General features: G+C 70.5%; 14 protein-coding genes and 1 pseudogene. 6 read left to right on the top strand and 9 right to left on the bottom strand.

The window, feature by feature from the left end:
* Positions 1-4 precede the first annotated feature (4 nt).
* From A3IG_RS0104020 to A3IG_RS0104010, 3 genes are all read right to left on the bottom strand, one after another.
* Positions 5-1,984: an ABC transporter ATP-binding protein gene (locus A3IG_RS0104020; protein WP_322887982.1), complete on the bottom strand. Its 1,980-nt coding sequence runs from the start codon at positions 1,982-1,984 to the stop codon at positions 5-7.
* Positions 1,984-3,717: an ABC transporter ATP-binding protein gene (locus A3IG_RS0104015; RefSeq protein WP_018382253.1), complete on the bottom strand. Its 1,734-nt coding sequence runs from the start codon at positions 3,715-3,717 to the stop codon at positions 1,984-1,986. The genes A3IG_RS0104020 and A3IG_RS0104015 overlap by 1 nt, the downstream gene beginning before the upstream one ends.
* A 249-nt stretch (positions 3,718-3,966) precedes the next feature.
* A complete protein-coding gene (locus A3IG_RS0104010; protein ID WP_018382252.1) occupies positions 3,967-4,824 on the bottom strand; it encodes a 3-hydroxybutyryl-CoA dehydrogenase in 858 nt (285 codons plus the stop codon).
* A 231-nt stretch (positions 4,825-5,055) separates the two neighbouring features.
* Between A3IG_RS0104010 and A3IG_RS0104005 the strand changes: the two genes are divergently transcribed.
* Positions 5,056-6,354: a glycoside hydrolase family 10 protein gene (locus A3IG_RS0104005; protein WP_040910774.1), complete on the top strand. Its 1,299-nt coding sequence runs from the start codon at positions 5,056-5,058 to the stop codon at positions 6,352-6,354.
* 111 nt (positions 6,355-6,465) lie between these two features.
* Here A3IG_RS0104005 and A3IG_RS0104000 read toward each other — a convergent pair whose 3' ends face one another.
* On the bottom strand, positions 6,466-6,657 hold the full coding sequence (locus A3IG_RS0104000) for a DUF1918 domain-containing protein (RefSeq protein WP_018382250.1): 192 nt from the start codon (positions 6,655-6,657) through the stop codon (positions 6,466-6,468).
* Positions 6,658-6,813: 156 nt separating this feature from the next.
* Between A3IG_RS0104000 and A3IG_RS0103995 the strand changes: the two genes are divergently transcribed.
* Entirely contained in the window at positions 6,814-7,116 is a 303-nt protein-coding gene (locus tag A3IG_RS0103995; RefSeq protein ID WP_018382249.1) for a YciI family protein, read from the top strand.
* 52 nt (positions 7,117-7,168) lie between these two features.
* On the opposite strand, the gene A3IG_RS0103990 is transcribed toward A3IG_RS0103995, so the two are convergent.
* The gene (locus A3IG_RS0103990) at positions 7,169-7,501 is read right to left on the bottom strand and encodes an ArsR/SmtB family transcription factor (RefSeq protein ID WP_018382248.1); all 333 of its coding nucleotides are present in this window, start codon (positions 7,499-7,501) and stop codon (positions 7,169-7,171) included.
* A 122-nt stretch (positions 7,502-7,623) separates the two neighbouring features.
* On the opposite strand from A3IG_RS0103990, the gene A3IG_RS0103985 reads away from it, so the two are divergent.
* Both A3IG_RS0103985 and A3IG_RS0103980 read left to right on the top strand, forming a co-directional pair.
* Complete coding sequence (locus tag A3IG_RS0103985) at positions 7,624-8,820, top strand: MFS transporter (RefSeq protein WP_018382247.1); 1,197 nt, start codon at positions 7,624-7,626, stop codon at positions 8,818-8,820.
* Between the two features lie 127 nt (positions 8,821-8,947).
* Complete coding sequence (locus A3IG_RS0103980) at positions 8,948-9,436, top strand: hypothetical protein (RefSeq protein ID WP_018382246.1); 489 nt, start codon at positions 8,948-8,950, stop codon at positions 9,434-9,436.
* Between the two features lie 965 nt (positions 9,437-10,401).
* Here the strand turns inward: A3IG_RS0103980 and A3IG_RS34945 are convergent.
* Both A3IG_RS34945 and A3IG_RS0103965 read right to left on the bottom strand, forming a co-directional pair.
* A pseudogene (locus A3IG_RS34945) lies at positions 10,402-10,692 on the bottom strand (helix-turn-helix domain-containing protein); the annotation flags it as partial.
* A 156-nt stretch (positions 10,693-10,848) separates the two neighbouring features.
* Entirely contained in the window at positions 10,849-11,799 is a 951-nt protein-coding gene (locus tag A3IG_RS0103965) for a quinone oxidoreductase family protein (protein WP_018382243.1), read from the bottom strand.
* Between the two features lie 102 nt (positions 11,800-11,901).
* Here A3IG_RS0103965 and A3IG_RS0103960 point away from each other — a divergent pair, with 102 nt between their 5' ends.
* Complete coding sequence (locus tag A3IG_RS0103960; protein ID WP_018382242.1) at positions 11,902-12,363, top strand: MarR family winged helix-turn-helix transcriptional regulator; 462 nt, start codon at positions 11,902-11,904, stop codon at positions 12,361-12,363.
* Positions 12,364-12,496: 133 nt separating this feature from the next.
* On the opposite strand, the gene A3IG_RS31740 is transcribed toward A3IG_RS0103960, so the two are convergent.
* Both A3IG_RS31740 and A3IG_RS0103950 read right to left on the bottom strand, forming a co-directional pair.
* The gene (locus A3IG_RS31740) at positions 12,497-14,950 is read right to left on the bottom strand and encodes an Hsp70 family protein (protein WP_018382241.1); all 2,454 of its coding nucleotides are present in this window, start codon (positions 14,948-14,950) and stop codon (positions 12,497-12,499) included.
* 593 nt (positions 14,951-15,543) lie between these two features.
* Positions 15,544-15,804, bottom strand: a complete 261-nt coding sequence (locus A3IG_RS0103950) for a hypothetical protein (RefSeq protein WP_018382240.1) — start codon at positions 15,802-15,804, stop codon at positions 15,544-15,546.
* A 323-nt stretch (positions 15,805-16,127) separates the two neighbouring features.
* Here A3IG_RS0103950 and A3IG_RS34080 point away from each other — a divergent pair, with 323 nt between their 5' ends.
* Positions 16,128-17,192 carry a GNAT family N-acetyltransferase gene (locus A3IG_RS34080; RefSeq protein WP_158676899.1) on the top strand — a complete coding sequence of 355 codons (1,065 nt, stop codon included), beginning with the start codon at positions 16,128-16,130 and terminating at the stop codon, positions 17,190-17,192.
* Positions 17,193-17,319 lie beyond the last annotated feature (127 nt).

Below are 17,319 nucleotides of genomic sequence, written 5' to 3'. Positions count from 1 at the left end.
GCTCTCACCCCGTCTCGGCGACCGCCTGGGCGAACTGGGCCGCGTACAGCCGGGCGTAGGCACCCTCCGAGGCGAGCAGTTGGGTGTGGGTGCCCTGCTCCACGATCCGCCCGGACTCCATCACCAGGATCAGGTCGGCGTCGCGGATGGTGGAGAGCCGGTGCGCGATGACGAAGCTGGTGCGGCCGGCGCGCAACGAGGTCATGGCCTGCTGGATGAGCAGTTCGGTACGGGTGTCCACCGAGCTCGTGGCCTCGTCGAGCACCAGGATCGCCGGGTCGGTGAGGAACGCCCTGGCGATGGTGATGAGCTGTTTCTCCCCGGCGCTGACGTTGTCGCCCTCCTCGTTGATGACGGTGTCGTACCCGTCGGGCAGGGTCCGGATGAAGTGGTCGGCGTGCGTGGCCCGCGCCGCCTCGACGATCCGGTCCCGGGGGACGTCACCGACCCCGTAGGCGATGTTCTCCGCGATGGTGCCGCCGAACAGCCAGGTGTCCTGGAGGACCATGCCGATGCGGGCGCGCAGGTCCGGGCGGGTCATGGTCCCGGTGTCCACCCCGTCCAGGAGGATCCGGCCCTCGTTGATGTCGTAGAACCGCATCAGCAGGTTGACCAGGGTGGTCTTCCCCGCCCCCGTGGGACCGACGATGGCCACGGTCTGACCGGGCTCCACGGACAGCGACAGGTCCTCGATCAGCGGCTTGTCCGGCTGGTAGCGGAAGGACACGTGCTCGAAGGCGACGTGCCCGGTCACCCGCTCGGGTCGGGCCGGCCGCACCGGGTCGGGTGACTCCTCGTCGGCGTCGAGCAGGTCGAACACCCGCTCCGCCGAGGCCACCCCTGACTGCAGGAGGTTGGCCATCGAGGCGACCTGGGTGATCGGCTGTCCGAACTGCCGGGAGTACTGGATGAACGCCTGCACGTCGCCGAGCGACATCGAGCCCGAGGCCACCCGGAGCCCGCCGATCACCGCCACCAGCACGTAGTTGAGGTTGCCGATGAACATCATCGACGGCTGGATCAGGCCGGAGACGAACTGGGCGCGGAAACTCGACGTGTACAGGGCCTCGTTGTGCTCGTCGAAGACCTCCCGGGCCTCCTTCTGCCGCCCGAAGACCTTCACCAGCGCGTGGCCGGAGTACATCTCCTCGACGTGGGCGTTGAGCCGGCCCGTGCTGGCCCACTGCTTGACGAACTGCGGCTGCGCCCGCTTGCCGATCTTCGCGGCGACCAGCACCGACACCGGCACCGTGATCAGGGCGATCAGGGCGAGCAGCGGGGAGATCCACACCATCATGGTCAGCACGCCGACGATGGTGAGCAGTGAGGTGACCATCTGACTGAACGCCTGTTGCAGCGTCTGGCCGATGTTGTCGATGTCGTTGGTGGTCCGGGAGAGGATCTCGCCGCGCGGCTGCTGGTCGAAGTAGCTGAGGGGGAGTTTGGCCAGTTTGCCCTGGGCTTCCTCCCGGAGCCGGTAGACCAGCCGCTGCACCACCAGCGTGGTCATCCGCCCCTGGAGCAGGGCGAACAGGAACGCGGCGACGGACACCCCGACGAAGATCAGCAACACCTCGCTGACGTCGCCGAAGTCCACGCCCCGACCTGGGACGACGTCCATGGAGGAGAGCATGTCGGCGAGGTTGTCCTCGCCGTCGGCGCGCAGGTCGGCGACGGCCTGTTCCTTGGTGGTGTCCTCGGGGATGTTCCTGCCGACCACGCCGGAGAAGATCAGGTCGGTGGCGCGGCCGAGGAGCTTGGGGCCGAGCACGGTGCAGGTGACGCTGACGATCCCGCACAGCAGCACCACCAGGAGCAGCGGACGCTCGGGCCGCAGCAGCCGCAACAGCCGCAGGGACGAGCCACGGAAGTCGATGGACCGCTCGGTGGGCATGCCGCCGCGCATCATGGCTGGTCCTGGTCCCGGGGCGGGCCCGGGGCCGCGGCGCGGGGGACCGGACGGCCGCTTGGTGTCCTCGCCCATCAGGCCGCTTCCTCCTCGGTGAGCTGGGAGAGCACGATCTCCCGGTAGGTGGGCGTGGTCCGCATCAGCTCGTGGTGCGTTCCGGTGCCCACCACCTCGCCCTGGTCCAGGACGACGATGCGGTCGGCGTGCCGGATGGTGGACACCCGCTGGGCCACGATGACCACCGTGGAGTCGCCCGTCTGACGGGCGAGCGCGGCGCGCAGCGCGGCGTCGGTGGAGTAGTCGAGGGCGGAGAAGGAGTCGTCGAAGAGGTAGATCTCCGGCTTGGCCACCAGGGCGCGGGCGATGGCCAGGCGTTGCCGCTGGCCACCGGAGACGTTGCCGCCGCCCTGCCCGATCGGGGCCTGCAGGCCCTCCTCCAGGGCCTCGACGAAGTCCCTGGCCTGGGCGATCTCCAGGGCGTGCCACAGTTCGTCGTCGGTGGCCTGGGGGTTGCCGTAGCGCAGGTTGGAGGCGACGGTGCCGGAGAACAGGTAGGGCCTCTGGGGCACCAGGCCGATCAGACCGGCCAGGGCGGCCGGGTCCAGGTCCCGTACGTCGGTGCCGTTGATCAGGACGCTGCCCGCGGTGGCGTCGAACAGCCGGGGTATCAGGTTCAGCAGGGTGGTCTTGCCGCTGCCGGTGGAACCGATGATCGCTGTGGTCTCGCCCGGCCGGGCGAGCAGGTTCACCCCCCGCAGCACCGGCTCCTCGGCCCCGGGGTAGCGGAACTCGGCGTCCCGGAGCTCCAGGTGTCCCCGGCCGCGCAGCGCGGTCACCGGGGTGGCCGGGGGCCGGACGCTGGTCTCGGTGTCCAGCACCTCGAGCACCCGTTCCGCACAGACCTCCGCCCGCGGAACCATCACCAGCATGAACGTCGACATCATCACCGCGATGACGATCTGCGCCAGGTAGTTCAGGAACGCGGTCAACGCGCCGACCTGCATGGACCCGCTGTCGATCCGGTGCCCCCCGAACCACATCACCGCCATGCTGGACAGGTTCATCACCAGCATCACGGTGGGGAACATCAGCGCCATCAGCCGGCCCACGCCCACCGAGACGTCCATCAGGTCGTTGTTGGCGCCGGAGAACCGCTGCTGCTCGTGGGGGTCCCGGACGAACGCGCGGACCACCCGGATGCCGGTGATCTGCTCCCGCATCACCCGGTTGACCCGGTCGATGCGGGTTTGCATGGAGCGGAACAGCGGTCCCATCCGTCGGATGATCAACGCGATGGCCCCGATCAGGACCGGCAGGATCGCCACGAAGAGGAGGGAGAGCGGGACGTCCTGGTTCAACGCCATCAGGATGCTGCCGACGCCCATGATGGGCGCCGCCATCATGAGGGTGAGCCCCATCACCACGAGGACCTGGATCTGCTGGACGTCGTTGGTGGTCCGGGTGATCAACGAGGGGGCGCCGAACTGACCCACCTCGCGGACCGAGAAGGACTGCACCCGGTCGAAGATCGCTGCCCGGACGTCCCGACCCAGCGCCATGGCGGTGCGCGCGCCGAGGTAGACGGCGGCGATGGTGCAGATGATCTGGAGCACGGTGACGGCCAGCATGATGCCGCCGGTGCGCAGGATGTAGTCGGTGTCCCCCTTGACCACGCCGTGGTCGATGATGTCGGCGTTGAGGGTGGGCAGGTACAGGGCGGCGAGGGTCTGCACGAGTTGCAGGACCACCACCACGGTGATCGGTGTCGAGTAGGGCCTGAGGTGCGCCCGCAGTAGTCGTATCAGCACATGGAACCTTCCTGAAATGGCCGTACCACGGGCGTTCTGCCTCCGGTAAGCCACGCAGCAGTGGACAGTACGACCTCGACGATGGTTGAGGTCAAGTCGTTTCTGAGGGTGCCGCGGGTCACCGGCCCGGGTGGCGGACCACCGGGCCGGCGACCTCCAGGACGGGTCCCGCAGCACCGGAGCCAGGCGCACGGCCGGCGGACGGATCGGCGTCCGGCGGGGGCCGAGCGGGCTGGCGTCCGGGCGGCGTCAGTAGGAGTAGAAGCCGTCGCCCGACTTCCGTCCCGTCCGTCCTGCGTCCACCATCCGGCGCAGCAGCGGCGGAGCCGCGTACTGCGGTTCCCGGTACTCGTCGAACAGCGAGTCGGCGATCGAGACCACCGTGTCCAGGCCGATCAGGTCAGCGAGCTTCAGCGGACCCATCGGGTGGGCACAGCCCAGTTCCATGCCGTCGTCGATGTCCTCCCGGCCGGCCACACCCGACTCGTACATCCGGACCGCGGAGAGCAGGTAGGGGATCAACAGCGCGTTGACCACGAAGCCGGCGCGGTCCTTGGCGTGGATGGCGTGCTTCCCCAGGACCGTGCTGACCAGCGCCTCGGCCCGCTTGACCGTCTCCTCGGTGGTGGTCAGGGCGGGAATCAGCTCGACCAGGCGCTGCACCGGGGCCGGGTTGAAGAAGTGGATGCCGACCACCTGGCCGGGGCGCGAGGTGGCCACGGCCAGCCGCACCAGGGGGATGGAGGAGGTGTTGGACGCCAGGATCGCGTCCTGCCGGGTCACCACCTGGTCGAGCACCCGGAAGATCTCCGTCTTGACCCGCTCGTTCTCCACCACCGCCTCGACGGTCAGGTCCCGGTCGGCGAACTCGCCGAGGTCCGTGGTGAACGTCAGCCGCCCGAGCGCGGCGTCCCGCTCCGCCTCGGTGATCTTCCCTCGCCGTGCCGCCCGGTCCAGGGAGTTGGTCAGCCGGGTCCGGCCGTACTCCAGGGACTCGCCCGTGGTCTCGGCGACCCGGACGTCGAGGCCCGATCGGGCGAAGACCTCCGCGATCCCCGCGCCCATCAGGCCGCACCCCACCACTCCGACGCGTTCGATGTCCGTCACGCCGTGCCTTTCGCTGGTCTCGAGACATGGGAAGGGCGGCCGTATGGTTCCGGCGCCCTCCTCCCGACGTTACCCGGGCCCCCTGGGGCCGGGGGCGGGGGACCGGGTGAACGGTCCGCGTCGGGCAACGAGTGCCGCGTGGCGCCTTGGTGCCGGTGCGTCACCCCGTCACGATGGCCGGGCGGCGGTGCGGTCCCGCACCGGCGCGCCCCACGAGCAGATCGGAGACCCATGGGTGACAGTGGTGCGGCCCACGGCCGTCGCGGCGGGCTCAGCCGTCGCGGTCTCGGAGGCGTGACGGCGGCGGGCCTGTCGGCGGTGCTGCTGGCCTCGGGCTCGGCGGCGGCCCGCCCGGCACCGGCGCGGGAGGGCGCGGGGCGCCGGGCCGGGCCGCCTGAGCAGTTCCGCGGGATGTGGATCGCCACCGTGGTCAACCGGGACTGGCCGTCCGCCCCGGGTCTCTCCGCCCGCCGGCACCAGGCCGAACTGCGCGCCCTGCTGGACGCCGCGGTCGAGTTCCGGCTGAACGCGGTGATCCTCCAGGTGCGCCCGACCGCGGACGCGTTCTGGCCGTCACCCTACGAGCCCTGGTCCCAGTACCTGACCGGCACCCAGGGCCGTGACCCCGGATGGGACCCACTGGACTTCGCGGTCCGCGAGGCACACCGGCGCGGCCTGGCGCTGCACGCCTGGTTCAACCCCTACCGGGTGGCCAACCACGCCGACCCCGAGCGGTTGGCCCCCGACCACCCCGCCCGCCGCAACCCCGGGTGGACCGTCCCCTACGGCGGCAGGCTCTACTACAACCCCGGTCTGCCGCAGGTGCGGGCGTTCGTCCAGGAGGCGATGCTGGACGCCGCGCTCCGCTACCCGGTCGACGGGGTCCACTGGGACGACTACTTCTACCCGTACCCGGTGGCGGGCCAGGTCTTCGACGACGACGCGGCGTACGCCGCGTACGGCGGGGACTTCCCCGACCGCGCCGCCTGGCGGCGCAACAACATCGACCTGCTGGTGCGCGAGACGTCCGACCGGCTCCGTGCCGCCCGGCCCGGGACCGCCTTCGGGATCAGCCCCTTCGGGGTCTGGCGCAACGCGGCCACCGACCCGTCCGGTTCGGACACCAGGGCGGGGGTGCAGACGTACGACGACCTGTACGCGGACACCCGCTCCTGGGTCCGGCAGGAGTGGATCGACTACGTCGTCCCGCAGCTCTACTGGAACATCGGCTTCGCCGCCGCCGACTACGCGACCCTGGTGCCCTGGTGGTCGCGGACGGTGCGCGGCACCCGGGTCCACCTCTACGTCGGCGAGGCCCTGTACAAGGTCGGGGACCCGGCGCAGCCCGAGGCCTGGCAGGACCCCGGGGAGCTGTCCCGGCACCTCACCCTGGACCACGCGTACCCCGAGGTGCGGGGAAACGTCTTCTTCTCGGCGAAGGAGGTCGTCGCCGACCCGCTGGGCGCGATGAGCTGGGTGGTCGCGGACCACTACGGGCGGCGCACCGTCGCGCCGGAGGTCCGGCGGTGAACGCGGGGGGCGTCGGGGCACCGGCGCCCCGGTGTTCGGTGTCGGTGACGGGACGAGTGGGTCGGTGACGGGACGCGGGGGTCGGTGACGGGACGAGGGGGTGCGGGCGGGTTACCTCGCGCCCGGGTGCTCGACCACGGTGTCCGGCCCCGGGGAGATCAGCGTCTCGTGGCCGTCGTCGAACCGCACCCGGTACGGGGGGCCACCGTCTCGGCCCAGCACCTCGATGATCTCGCCGACCCTGTCCTTCTGGCCGACGGTCCTGCCGTGCGTGCACAGCTTGTCGCCTACGTTCGCGTGCATAACCGGTGCCTCCGCGTCTGGAGGGAGCAAGGGTCGTCGAACACTGCGGATTCTAGTCGGGCTCGAGGTCGTGTCCGCTGTAGACGCGCGGACGGCCACCGCCGCGCAGCCAGGTGCGATGATGGCCGACCACCCACGACGTTCGAGGAAACCCGCATGCTGCACCTGCTGTCGCTCCACTACACCGGCTCGGAGGAGGCCGCGGAGCCGTTCGTCGAAGACCACGTCTCCTACCTGGACCGGCACCACCGCGACGGGACCTTCCTGGTCTCCGGCCAGACCACCCCCACCTCGATCGGCGGCGCCATCGTCGCGCACGGCGTCGACCGTGCCACGATCGAGCAGATCACCGCACAGGACCCGTTCGTCGCCAACGGCGTCGCGACGTACAGCGTCACGACCATCATCCCGGGGCGGGTGCACCCGGACCTGGCGGGCCTGCTGAACCCGGCCGGCTGACCGGTTCCCGCCGCGGGTCCCGACCCACATGAGCCGGGGTGGGGGCCCGGTGTCAGCCTCCTGCGGCGGCACGCCCGTGGCGGGCGCCGTTCAGCACCGAGTCGAGCAGGCCGGGGAACAGCGTGTCCAGGTCGTCGCGGCGCAGCCGCACCAGCCGGGTCCGGCCCTTGACGGTCGTCCAGGTGACGCCGGCCTCGCGCAGCACCCGGTAGTGGTGGGACATCGTCGTCTGGTGGACGTCCAGCTCGCCGCCGATGGTGTTGCAGCTCACCTCGCCGGCCGCGGCGAGCCGTCGGACGATCTCCAGACGCACCGGGTCGCCCAGCGCGCGCAGCACCTCCACCATCCGGATCGCCTCGGTCGCCGGCTGGGACACCTCACGCATCGCTTCCCTCCGTCCGTGACGGGACCCAGCCTATCCATTCATTGATACATGGACAACAATCCATGTATTGCCTACAGTGCCGATCACCCACCTCCCCGGTGCTCCGAAGGGCGGCACGATCCGTGATCAAACGACTTCTCCCCCTGGCCCTGGCGACGTTCGCCGTCGGCACCGACAGCTACGTCATCGCCGGCCTGCTCCCCTCCATCGCCGCCGACCTGGGGGTCTCCACCCCGGCGGCCGGTCAGTTGGTGACGGTGTTCGCCCTGACGATGGCGTTGTCGGCGCCGCTCGTGGGGGCCCTCACCAGCGGCCTTGACCGGCGGTCGACACTGCTGATCGCCCTGGGCGTGTTCGTGGCCGGCAACGCCGCCACCGCGTTGGCGACCAACTACGAGATGGCGATGGCCGCCCGTGTCGTCACCGCCGTGGGAGCGGGCGTCATCAACTCCGCCGCCTCCAGCACCGCGGCGGCGATCGTGCCACCGGAGCGCCGCGGTCGGGCGCTGGCCTTCGTGCTGGGCGGCCTGACGCTGGCGACCGCGCTGGGGCTGCCGCTCGGCACGCTCGTCGGCCGCGCCGACTGGCACGTCACCCTGTGGGCCGTCGCCGGGACCGGCCTGCTGGCGGCCGTCGGCATCGCCGTCGGCCTGCCCGCCGTGACGCTCCCCGCCGCCTCGCTGTCCGATCGCCTGCGTCCGCTCGGGCAGGGCCGGGTGCTGTCGCTGTTGGCGGTGACCTCGCTCGCCTTCCTCGGCGCCTACACCCTCTACACCTACATCGCCCCGGCCCTGCGGGACGCCACGGACGGCGACGAGTCGCTGCTGACGTTGCTCCTGCTGACCTGGGGCGTGGGCATCCTGGCCGGAAACATCGCCGCCGGACGCCTGGTCGACCGCCACGCCCCCGCCCGGGTCCTCACCGGCCCTCTCGCCCTCGCGGCCCTCGCCCTGGCGCTGACCCCACTGGCGACCCGTGCCCTCGTGCCCGCCCTGGTCTGGTCCGCGGTGTGGGGCGCGACCCTCGGCGTCGTCGTCGTCCCGCAGCAGCACCGGCTCATCGCCCTCGGCTCCGCCGCCGCACCCGTCCTGCTCGCCCTCAACTCCTCCGCCCTCTACCTCGGGATGGCCCTCGGCGGCGGCCTCGGCGGGCTGGCGCAGGAGTGGTTCGGGCTCGCCCCGGCCGAGCTGGGCCTCGTGGCCGCGGCCATCACCGTCATCACCCTCCTGTGGCACCTGGGGACCACGCGCCGCCCCGCCGCGCCCACCCCCGCGGCACCGCCCTCCACCTCGGCCGCCCCGGAGAGGTCCAGGGCCTGACCCGTTCGCTCTGACGATGCAGTCGACGGCCTTGGCGGCGGCACCCGGAAGCCACAGTATGGTGGCAGATCTCATTGGTCCCGCCGAGCACTTGGGCAGGTGGTGGGCCACAGTTGGGAGCGGGCGGGTGAGCGTGGTCGGTGAGCGGGAGCGGTGGGAGCTGCGGCCCGACATCGGTGTGGGGCCGTTGCTCTTCGGGATGTCCACAGCGGAGGTCGCCGAGGCGCTGCTGGTTCCCGAGCCGGACTCACGGGTTGGTGGCCCGTATGGTCAGGAGGACTTCCCGGACGGGGTGAAGGCGTTCTACGACGCCGGCCGGCTTGCGTGCGTCGGGCTGGACGCCGTCATCGGTCCGCAGGTCTGGCTGGCCGGCTTCCCTCTGGCAGGAAGCGATTCGGGGCGGGGCCAGCGGTTTCTTCTGGACCATGCCGCAGAGCACGGGCACCGGATCCTGTTCACACCGGACGCATCGCTCGCCCTGACCGACCTCGGGATCCTGCTACGTGACCAACGGGTCGGCGAAGCGCGGCTCACGCGTCCGCTCTTCGTGAAGGAGGCGTGGCTGGAGTCGGAGCACCACCGGGACCGCCTTCCGCTGGAGGGCGCCACGGACTGAGCGCCCGGCCCGTGCACAGGCACCGGTCGCACGTCTGCTCGCCGTACCGGTCACCTGTTCGTCGAAGATCAGCTCCGGACCGTGGGTGGCTGGGTGGGGGGCGGGGACACGGATCCCATTCCGGTCCCGAGCCGGATGCCGGGGACCTTCCACACCCGCCCCCCATGGCCGCGAGTCCCTCACGATCTCCGTCCGGCCCAGTGCGGGGAAGCGTAGACCGCGGCACCGACAAGACAGCCACCGGATCGGGTCATCAGTGTCCGCCTCACTTCCTCGGTTCCCACACGCACGGCCAGGTTCCGACCATCTGAGACTGAGCGCCTCAGTTGGCGGGTTCCGCCATGCGTGACGCTCCGGCGCAATGGCTCACCGGTGGTTCGCCGAGTGGACGAATGCCGGAAGTCTGGGGCAAGCTCCACCGCTTGGTCCTTGAGGAACCCGGCTCCCGCGGCGTTGGACCGGACACCATGGCCTGGCTCGGCGGCTGCCGCCGTCCCTCAGACGCCTTCAGCGGAATCCCCTGCCCCCCTTGTCTGCCACCGCCGACTGACCGCGTGAGAAGAGCCTTAGTGGTCGCCTCCTGAAGTCCTTCGGGGGTTGATCATGCTGCGAGTGCGGTGGAGGATTCTTCCAGTCGGTCGGTCAGTGTGTGCCGGTCGAGTCTGGCCAGCAGATCGTCCAGGTCGGTGGTGGTGAACCTCCACTGGAACGGCTGTGCCATGGCGTTGTAGCGGTCTTCGAATGCTCGGAGCCGGTCCCGGACTTCGTCGTCGAGCGGGGCGCCGTCGAAGATGCGCGCATACAGGTCCAGGACTCGTTGGGCCGTGGCGCGGAAGTTCGGGTCGCGAATGAAGATCCAGGAGCGGTGTTGCCAGGGCTTGAGGGCGTCGCCCTTGAGCCAGCGCCGTACTGTGGAGGCGGAGATCGTCTCGGTGATGGCCCGGGTGACGGCCTCGCGCGAGCTCGGGGCATGACCAGCGCGAGAGCGGGGTTTTGGACTCGGAGGATAACTGGCAGGCCAGGGCCTTGACTTCGGCGACCTGCAGCCCGGTGAACGTCGGTGGCCGCCCGGATCGCTTGCGGTCGGCCAGGGCGGGCACTCGGCCGACCGCGAACCGGCCGCGCCAGCGGCGCACGGTGTCCACATGCAGGCGGGTTTCGGTGGCGATCCGGGCGTTGGAGCAGCCTCGTGCCGCCAGGAGCACGATCGTCGCCCGCTGGCGGGTCTGGTACGGGGTCTTGTGGCCGTAAGCCATCTTCTTGAGCCGGTGGCGCTCGGAGGCGGTCAGTTCCACGGGCACGGCGGAACATGCGGGCATGGACGGAGGGCGGCCCATCTTTCGGAGGGTGTGGCTGTGTGGGGCACCGGCAGGCTGGGCAGCGGCCAAGGCTGCTGCCCAGCAGGGATGTCGTCAGGCGATGCGGAGGATGCTCTTGCCATGGGTTGCGCCCTCGGCGAGGCGCTGCACGGCCATGGCCAGGTCTGCGAGGTCGTACTCGGCGGTGATGTCCGTGCGGACCTGGCCGTCGGCGACGAGGCCGAGTGCACGGCGGGCACTGTCGGCGAGTCGCTTGGGGTGGGTCTGGCTGAGCAGGTTGCTGTTGTAGGTCAGGAGCGATTTGCCGTGCGTGAGCAGGTCGTTGGCGTTGGCCAGGACAGGTTCGTACGTGGCGAGGTTGCCGTACGCCACCAGTCGGCCGTGCGGTGCGAGCTGCTCGACGAGGCCGGCGTGGCGGGTCGCGCCGCCGACGGGATCGAGGATCACGTCGAACTTGTCGTCGCCGAGCTTGGCCGGGAAGTCCTCGCGCAGCAGGAGCTGGTCGTATCCAAACTGGGCGGCGTGGTCGGCCCTGCCGGCAGTGCCGACCACGCCGACGATCCGGTCGGCCCCGGCCAGTCGGGCGAACTGGATGGCGAGCGTGCCGACTGAGCCGGCGGCGGCGTGGATCAGCACGCGCTCACCAGGCCGCACATGCGCGGCGGTGTTGATCAGGTCGTAGGCGGTCGGTGCGCCCCATCCGAGACCTGCGGCCGTCCGCAGCGGCAAGTCGCCGATGTTCAACGTGAGCACGGCGGGCGCCAGGACCACCTCGGCGTAGGCGCCTGCCATGGTCAGTGCGGTGACCGGCTCACCGACACGGCTTGCGTCGACGCCCTCGCCGACCGCGGTGATGTGTCCGGACGCCTCGAAGCCAGGGACGAAGGGGCGCGGCACGGGGAAGTGGCCGTCCCGGACCATGGTGTCGCCCCACTGGATCCCGGCGTAGGCGACCCGGATCGCCACCTGGCCGGGGCCGGGGGTGGGCTCATCAAGTTCGGTGACCCGGTAGTGGTCATCAGTGTCGAGAACGGCAGCCTTCATGGTTACAGCCCTTTGTGTTGACTCAGTATCCTTACAGTTGAGAACCTATGTATATAAGGTTCCTGAGTCAACCCATGAATCTGTGAATTGAAGGAGTGCGCCGTGGAAGCCCCGATCGAGAACGACCTCTGCACCCGGATCAGGCGGTCGGAGCAGGCGTTGATGGCGCACCACGAGGCAGTGCTGCGTGCCTACGGGCTGACCATGACGCAGTACACCGTTCTGCTGTTCCTCTCGCGCGAAGGCGGCATGTCCGGCGCCCAGCTGGCCCGCTCCTGCGGGGTCACGCAGCAGAGCATGAGCAGCGTGCTGACCAACATGGAGACCAAGGAACTCATCCGCCGCGAGACGTCCCCCGTGCACGCCAAGGTGCAGATCGCCACACTCACCGATGAGGGCCAGACGCTGCTGGACCGCGCCTACCAGGAGGTGATCATCCTTGAGCGCGCGCTCACCGAAGCGTTCACACCCTCCGAACACGCCTCACTCTGCGAACTCCTGGAACGCGCCACCACCGTCCTGATCCAGCAGACTCGCCACACGACAACCCCGCCCGCCACCTGAGACCCTGGGCCACCACAAGCACCACCGCCCCATCAGCGTGAAGCCACTCTGGAGGCGCGCCCGCGGTCGACAAGAAGCCCCCCGCCGCCCTGACTAGCTGATCAATCCCCGAAGGACTTCCAGCGCCGACCACTTAGAAGGCCCCCGGGTGAGTCGCAAGGGCGAGACGGCGCAGGCTGGCCCAGCCGGAGGAGCGGCGGAGCGCGGCCGCCCGTTCCATCGTCGCCAGGTCGACGGTGGCGGTCGTCCCATTGCCCGTGCCCAGGTCCTTGACCCTGATGCGGAGAATGTCGTTGGCGTCGCAGCTGGCCGTCACCTCGATCAGCGGCACGCCGCGGGGAGCGGGTGGCAGGGCGATCTCGAGGACCGCAAGGGTCCGGTTGCTCGCCGCGTCCTCCCGCTCGCCCTCCACGACGTGGACCACCGCCGTGGGCTGGTGGTCCGTGTGCGTGGTGAAGATCTCGGAGCGCGTCGTGGGGATCGTCGTGTTCCGCTCGATCAGCTTCCTCGTGGTCCCCTCGTTGGTTTCGATGCCGATCGAGTGGGGGGTGACGTCCATGAGGAGCACGTCCTTCACCTCACCAGCCAGGACGCCCGCCTGAACACCGGCGCCGCTGGCGACAGCCCCGGGGATCAGGCCCCGGTAGGGCTCACGGCCGTCCGTGAGCCGGCGGATCAGGTCGCCCACCGCGGGCATCCGGGCGGCGCCGCCCGTCAGGACGACCCGGTCGATGTCGGCGAGCGTGTGCTCGGCGTCGGCGAGGACGTGTTCGACAGGGGTTCGGCAGCGTTCCAGCAGTTCCCGGGTGAGCGTCTCGAACTCCTCGCGGGTCAGCTCCTCTTCGAGGTGGACGGGACCGTCAGGTCCGGTGGCGAGGTGGGGCAGCCTGACGGTCGTGGTGCGCGCCACCGACAGCTCGATCTTCGCCGCCTCGGCCGCCTGGCGCAGCCGCTGGGCCGCGGCAACGTCGCCGGTGAGGTCCACGCCGTGCCGCAGCCGTACGCGGTCGGTCAGGTGCTCGACGATCCGCAGGTCCCAGTCGTCGCCGCCGAGCCGGCTGTCGCCGGCGGCGGCCCTCACCTCCACGACGCCGTCGCCGAGAGCGATCAGGGCGACGTCGAGGGTGCCCGCGCCGAGATCGAAGATCAGACAGGTCTGGTCGACCCGGTGCGGGCTGTAGGCCATCGCCACGGCCGAGGGCTCATTGATCAGCCGCAGGACGTTGAGCCCGGCCCGTTCACCGGCCGCGACCAGCGCGGCCCGCTGTTCGCGAGGGAAGCTGGATGGCACCGCCAGCACCGCGCCGGTGAGCGGCCTGCCGAGGTGGGCCTCGGCGTCCTGGCGCAGGCGGGCGAGGAGCAGCCCGGCGACGTCCTCGGCGGTGAGCCGGATGTCGCCCCGCGTGACACGCCAGCTGGTGCCCAGCTTCAGCTTGGCAGCGCGCGCGGTGTAGCCGGGGTTGGTGAGGGCCTGCCGCTCGGCGGCCGTGCCGACGAGGACGTCCCCCTCGGCGGTGAGGGCCACCAGACTGGGAGTGGAATGCGCGCCCAGGGCGTTGGGGATCAGCCGGACCTCGCCGGCTTCCAGGGCGGCGACGGTCGAGTTCGCCGTGCCGAAGTCGATGCCGACGATGGCCGGACGCGCCGTGTCCCGTTCGCCGTCCGGCGGCGCCGTGGCCCCGGCGGCTTCGGTGTAGGGGGCGGTCTGGGGTGTGGCGTGCCGCTGGATGAGGGTGGTGACGGCGTCCGGCCAGGGAGAGACGCCGGGGAAGTCGTCCGTCGGCTCCCAGTGCGCGCCGATCCGCTCCAGCAACGCTGTGAGCGTGGGCCGTTCGCGGGAGTCCTTCGCGAGGCACGCGTCGACCAGTTCGCGCAGCGGTCCCGTGAGCCCGTCCAGCCGGGGCCGCCCGTTGACCACCCGGTGGAGCACCGCCAGTGGCGGGCCCTCCCCGAAGGGCCCGGCCCCCGTGGCGGCGAAGGCGATCACTGCCCCCAGCGCGAACACATCGCCGGCCGGGCCGACTTCGCCGCCCTCGGCCTGCTCGGGCGCCATGAAGCCCGCCGTCCCCACCACCAGGCCGGTAGCCGTCAGTGCGGTGTCCTCCAGCGTCCGCGCGATCCCGAAATCGATCACCCGCGGCCCGTCGGCGGCCACCAGCACGTTCGATGGCTTCAGATCGCGGTGCAGCACCCCCACCGCGTGAATGGCCTGCAACGCCTCCACCAGCCCCGCCGCCATCCGCCACACCGCGCCTTCGGGCAACGGCCCGGCCACACCGACCGCTTCCGCCAGAGTGGGCCCCGGAACGTAGACGGTCGCGATCCACGGCCGGTCGTCGTCCGGCCCGGCGGCCATCACCGGAGCCGTGAACGCCCCGCTTACCGCCCGCGCTGCCGCCACCTCCCGCGCGAACCGCCGCCGGAACTCCCCCTGCCGCGCCAGATGCGGATGCACCACCTTCACGGCCACCGCCTTCCCACCCGGCGACCAGCCCAGGAACACCTCGCCCATCCCGCCTGCACCCAGCCGGCCCCGCAACCCGAACCCACCCACCTTCTCCGGGTCCCCGGCCCTCAGCGGCTCCACCCGGCCCCCTTCCCCACCCAGCACCCGTGTCGGCGCCAACGTCCCGTGCCCCCAGGCAGGTTACGTTCCCCCGGCTCCCGCCGTGGCCAGCCAGAGGGCCGAGTTCACTGTGCGGGCCCCGCGTCCGGATGTGCCTGGCCGTACGTGCCGAAGATGCGGACGTCAGCTGCTGCCAGGCGCAGCCCGTGGTGGCGACGCGCACGACCGCAGCCAGTACCCCGCGATCACTGGAGCAGGCCCTTCCCCGGGTCTCGCGGTGGTGCTCAAGGGAGCGGGGCGGCGCCGGGTGGCATTGGCCATCTCGGCCCGCTCGGCCGGCGGAGGAAGTGCACTCAGCGGGGCAGCCGGCCGGTCGGCCGCGGCTGCGCGGGCTCGGGTCAACATGCAGGCGCGGTCTTCTGCTCGGCGGTCATCCGCGTCGGCCACTCGGTGACCGGGGTCCGTGCGGTGAGCCGTTCCAGAAGCACCGGCAGCAGGTGCGCCGTCCAGATCCGGGCCCTGGCCAGGCCGTGATCCTTCAGATCGGCGTTCCACGACCGTGGCGTCCGTCGTGTATCACCGCCTCCCCATCGGGTGGATCCACGCGGCATCACTCAACGGCTGGGCCGGATCCATCGCCAACCGGCGATGCCAGAGCAGGGGAACGGCATGTGCCCGGGCCGCCGCCGACAACGAGGTGGCGTCCACCGGCTCACCGAACCGCCGCGGACGGCGAACCTCACCGCGTCCTTCGCCTCGACCAGGTCAGCGGGCCGGACGTCGATCAGCACCGCGGTCCCGGGCGGCGGCACCGGGAAGTCGGGAGCGTGGTCCTCGTCGCCGTCGTCGCGGATGAGGAACCGCAGCTCGGCCATGCCCCCACCACACCCGACCGGCACGGCCTTCCGGACCACTTTCCCGAGGGGCACCGCAGGTGAGAAGGACAACTGTTGCCTCTCCCGCCACCTCAAGCCTCACCCGCCAGGTGAAGCGCTCAGTCTCAGCCCGGTGTGACGAAGACTGATAGGTGGCCCCGCGACTTTCGGTAGCCGGTGGTCAGCAGCTTGCGAAGCCTCGATGTTGGCCCCGGCGAGGGTCGATAGGTGACCCCGAAGGACATCGGACGGGCCGTGCTGTCCGCAGCGGTAGTGGTGAATCTCGGTGGCGGCGGGGCGTCGTGGCTGTCAGAGTGCCACCCGTGCTCAGTGAACCCGATGTGCTCGACGTACTGCACCTGTTGGCGAATGCGGGAGCGACGGTCTGGGTGGACGGCGGTTGGGGGGTGGACGCCCTTGTCGGTGAGACGACCCGAGCTCATTCGGATCTTGACCTCGTCGTCCTCTCGGACGAGCTTGATGTCGTTCGGACCATCCTGGCCGAGGCAGGGTTCACCGAGGTCGTGCGCGACTGGCTGCCCACTGCACTGGCCGTCGCGGACGGTGCGGGCCGGGAGATCGACCTGCATCCCATCACCGGGTCGTCTGGGGAGGGCGGCTATCAGCTCCTCCCGGGTAACGAGAGGTTCCACTACCCGCCTCCGACGACTGGGATGATCGGCGGACACGAGGTTCAGTGCGTCGACGCGGCGACCCAGGTGCAGTGTCACCTCGGTTATGAGCCCACCGAGAAGGACCGGAGGGACATGCTGCGTTTGCGCGCAAGCACCAACGTCAGGCTTCCCAAGGAGTATCTGCGGTGCGCTGAGAAGGGCGCAGGGTCGGTTGGGTCCAGCGGATCGCAGGATGCGGGGATGCGCTCTGATGTCGTGCTCCAGCGACTCGATGAGGATCTACTGCAGGAACTGTTGGAGGCCGCTGTCGCCGATGCCGACCCGCGTGAGGTGATGCCTCCGGTGGCAGGACCTTCTGGGTGGACCAGCGAGCGACGGGTGGCCTTCTTGAGGTTCCACCAGTCGAGGTCACTTTCTGCAGAGCCGGTGGAGAGCACCTATGCCATCGTCGTGGGGAAGACAGTGGTGGGGGCTGCGCGGCTGTGCCCGATGGAGGATCCGGTGAGGCGTGCGGTCGAGGTGGGGGTTTGGATCGGCCGTTCTCATCGCGGGAGCGGCGTCGGACGTGCGGTGCTCCATCAGCTTCTGGACTTGGCGTGCGCTGAGGGATTCGATTCGGTGTTCGCGAGCACGAAGGTGGACAACGCCGCCGCGCAACGGCTTCTCACAGGAGTGGGTGGCGAGTTGGTGCGTGAGGGCGATGCGGTGGTGGCGAGGGTCAAGATGGCTGACCTGCGTGGCCTGGGCGGGTGAAGCGGAGGCGCCGGCGGCCTTGGCCGTCCCTCTGGGTGCCGAAGATCAACATCATGCTCGGATCGGTTGCCCGGTGTCGATGCTCCTGGCGAGCTGGTCAGCCCGGTGAAGGCGTCCACGATCTTGT

It is taken from the genome of Wenjunlia vitaminophila DSM 41686, assembly GCF_000380165.1.
GTDB lineage: Bacteria > Actinomycetota > Actinomycetes > Streptomycetales > Streptomycetaceae > Wenjunlia > Wenjunlia vitaminophila.
The sequence above is the reverse complement of the archived record's forward strand: the minus strand, read 5'-3'. Positions and strand labels throughout refer to the sequence as shown.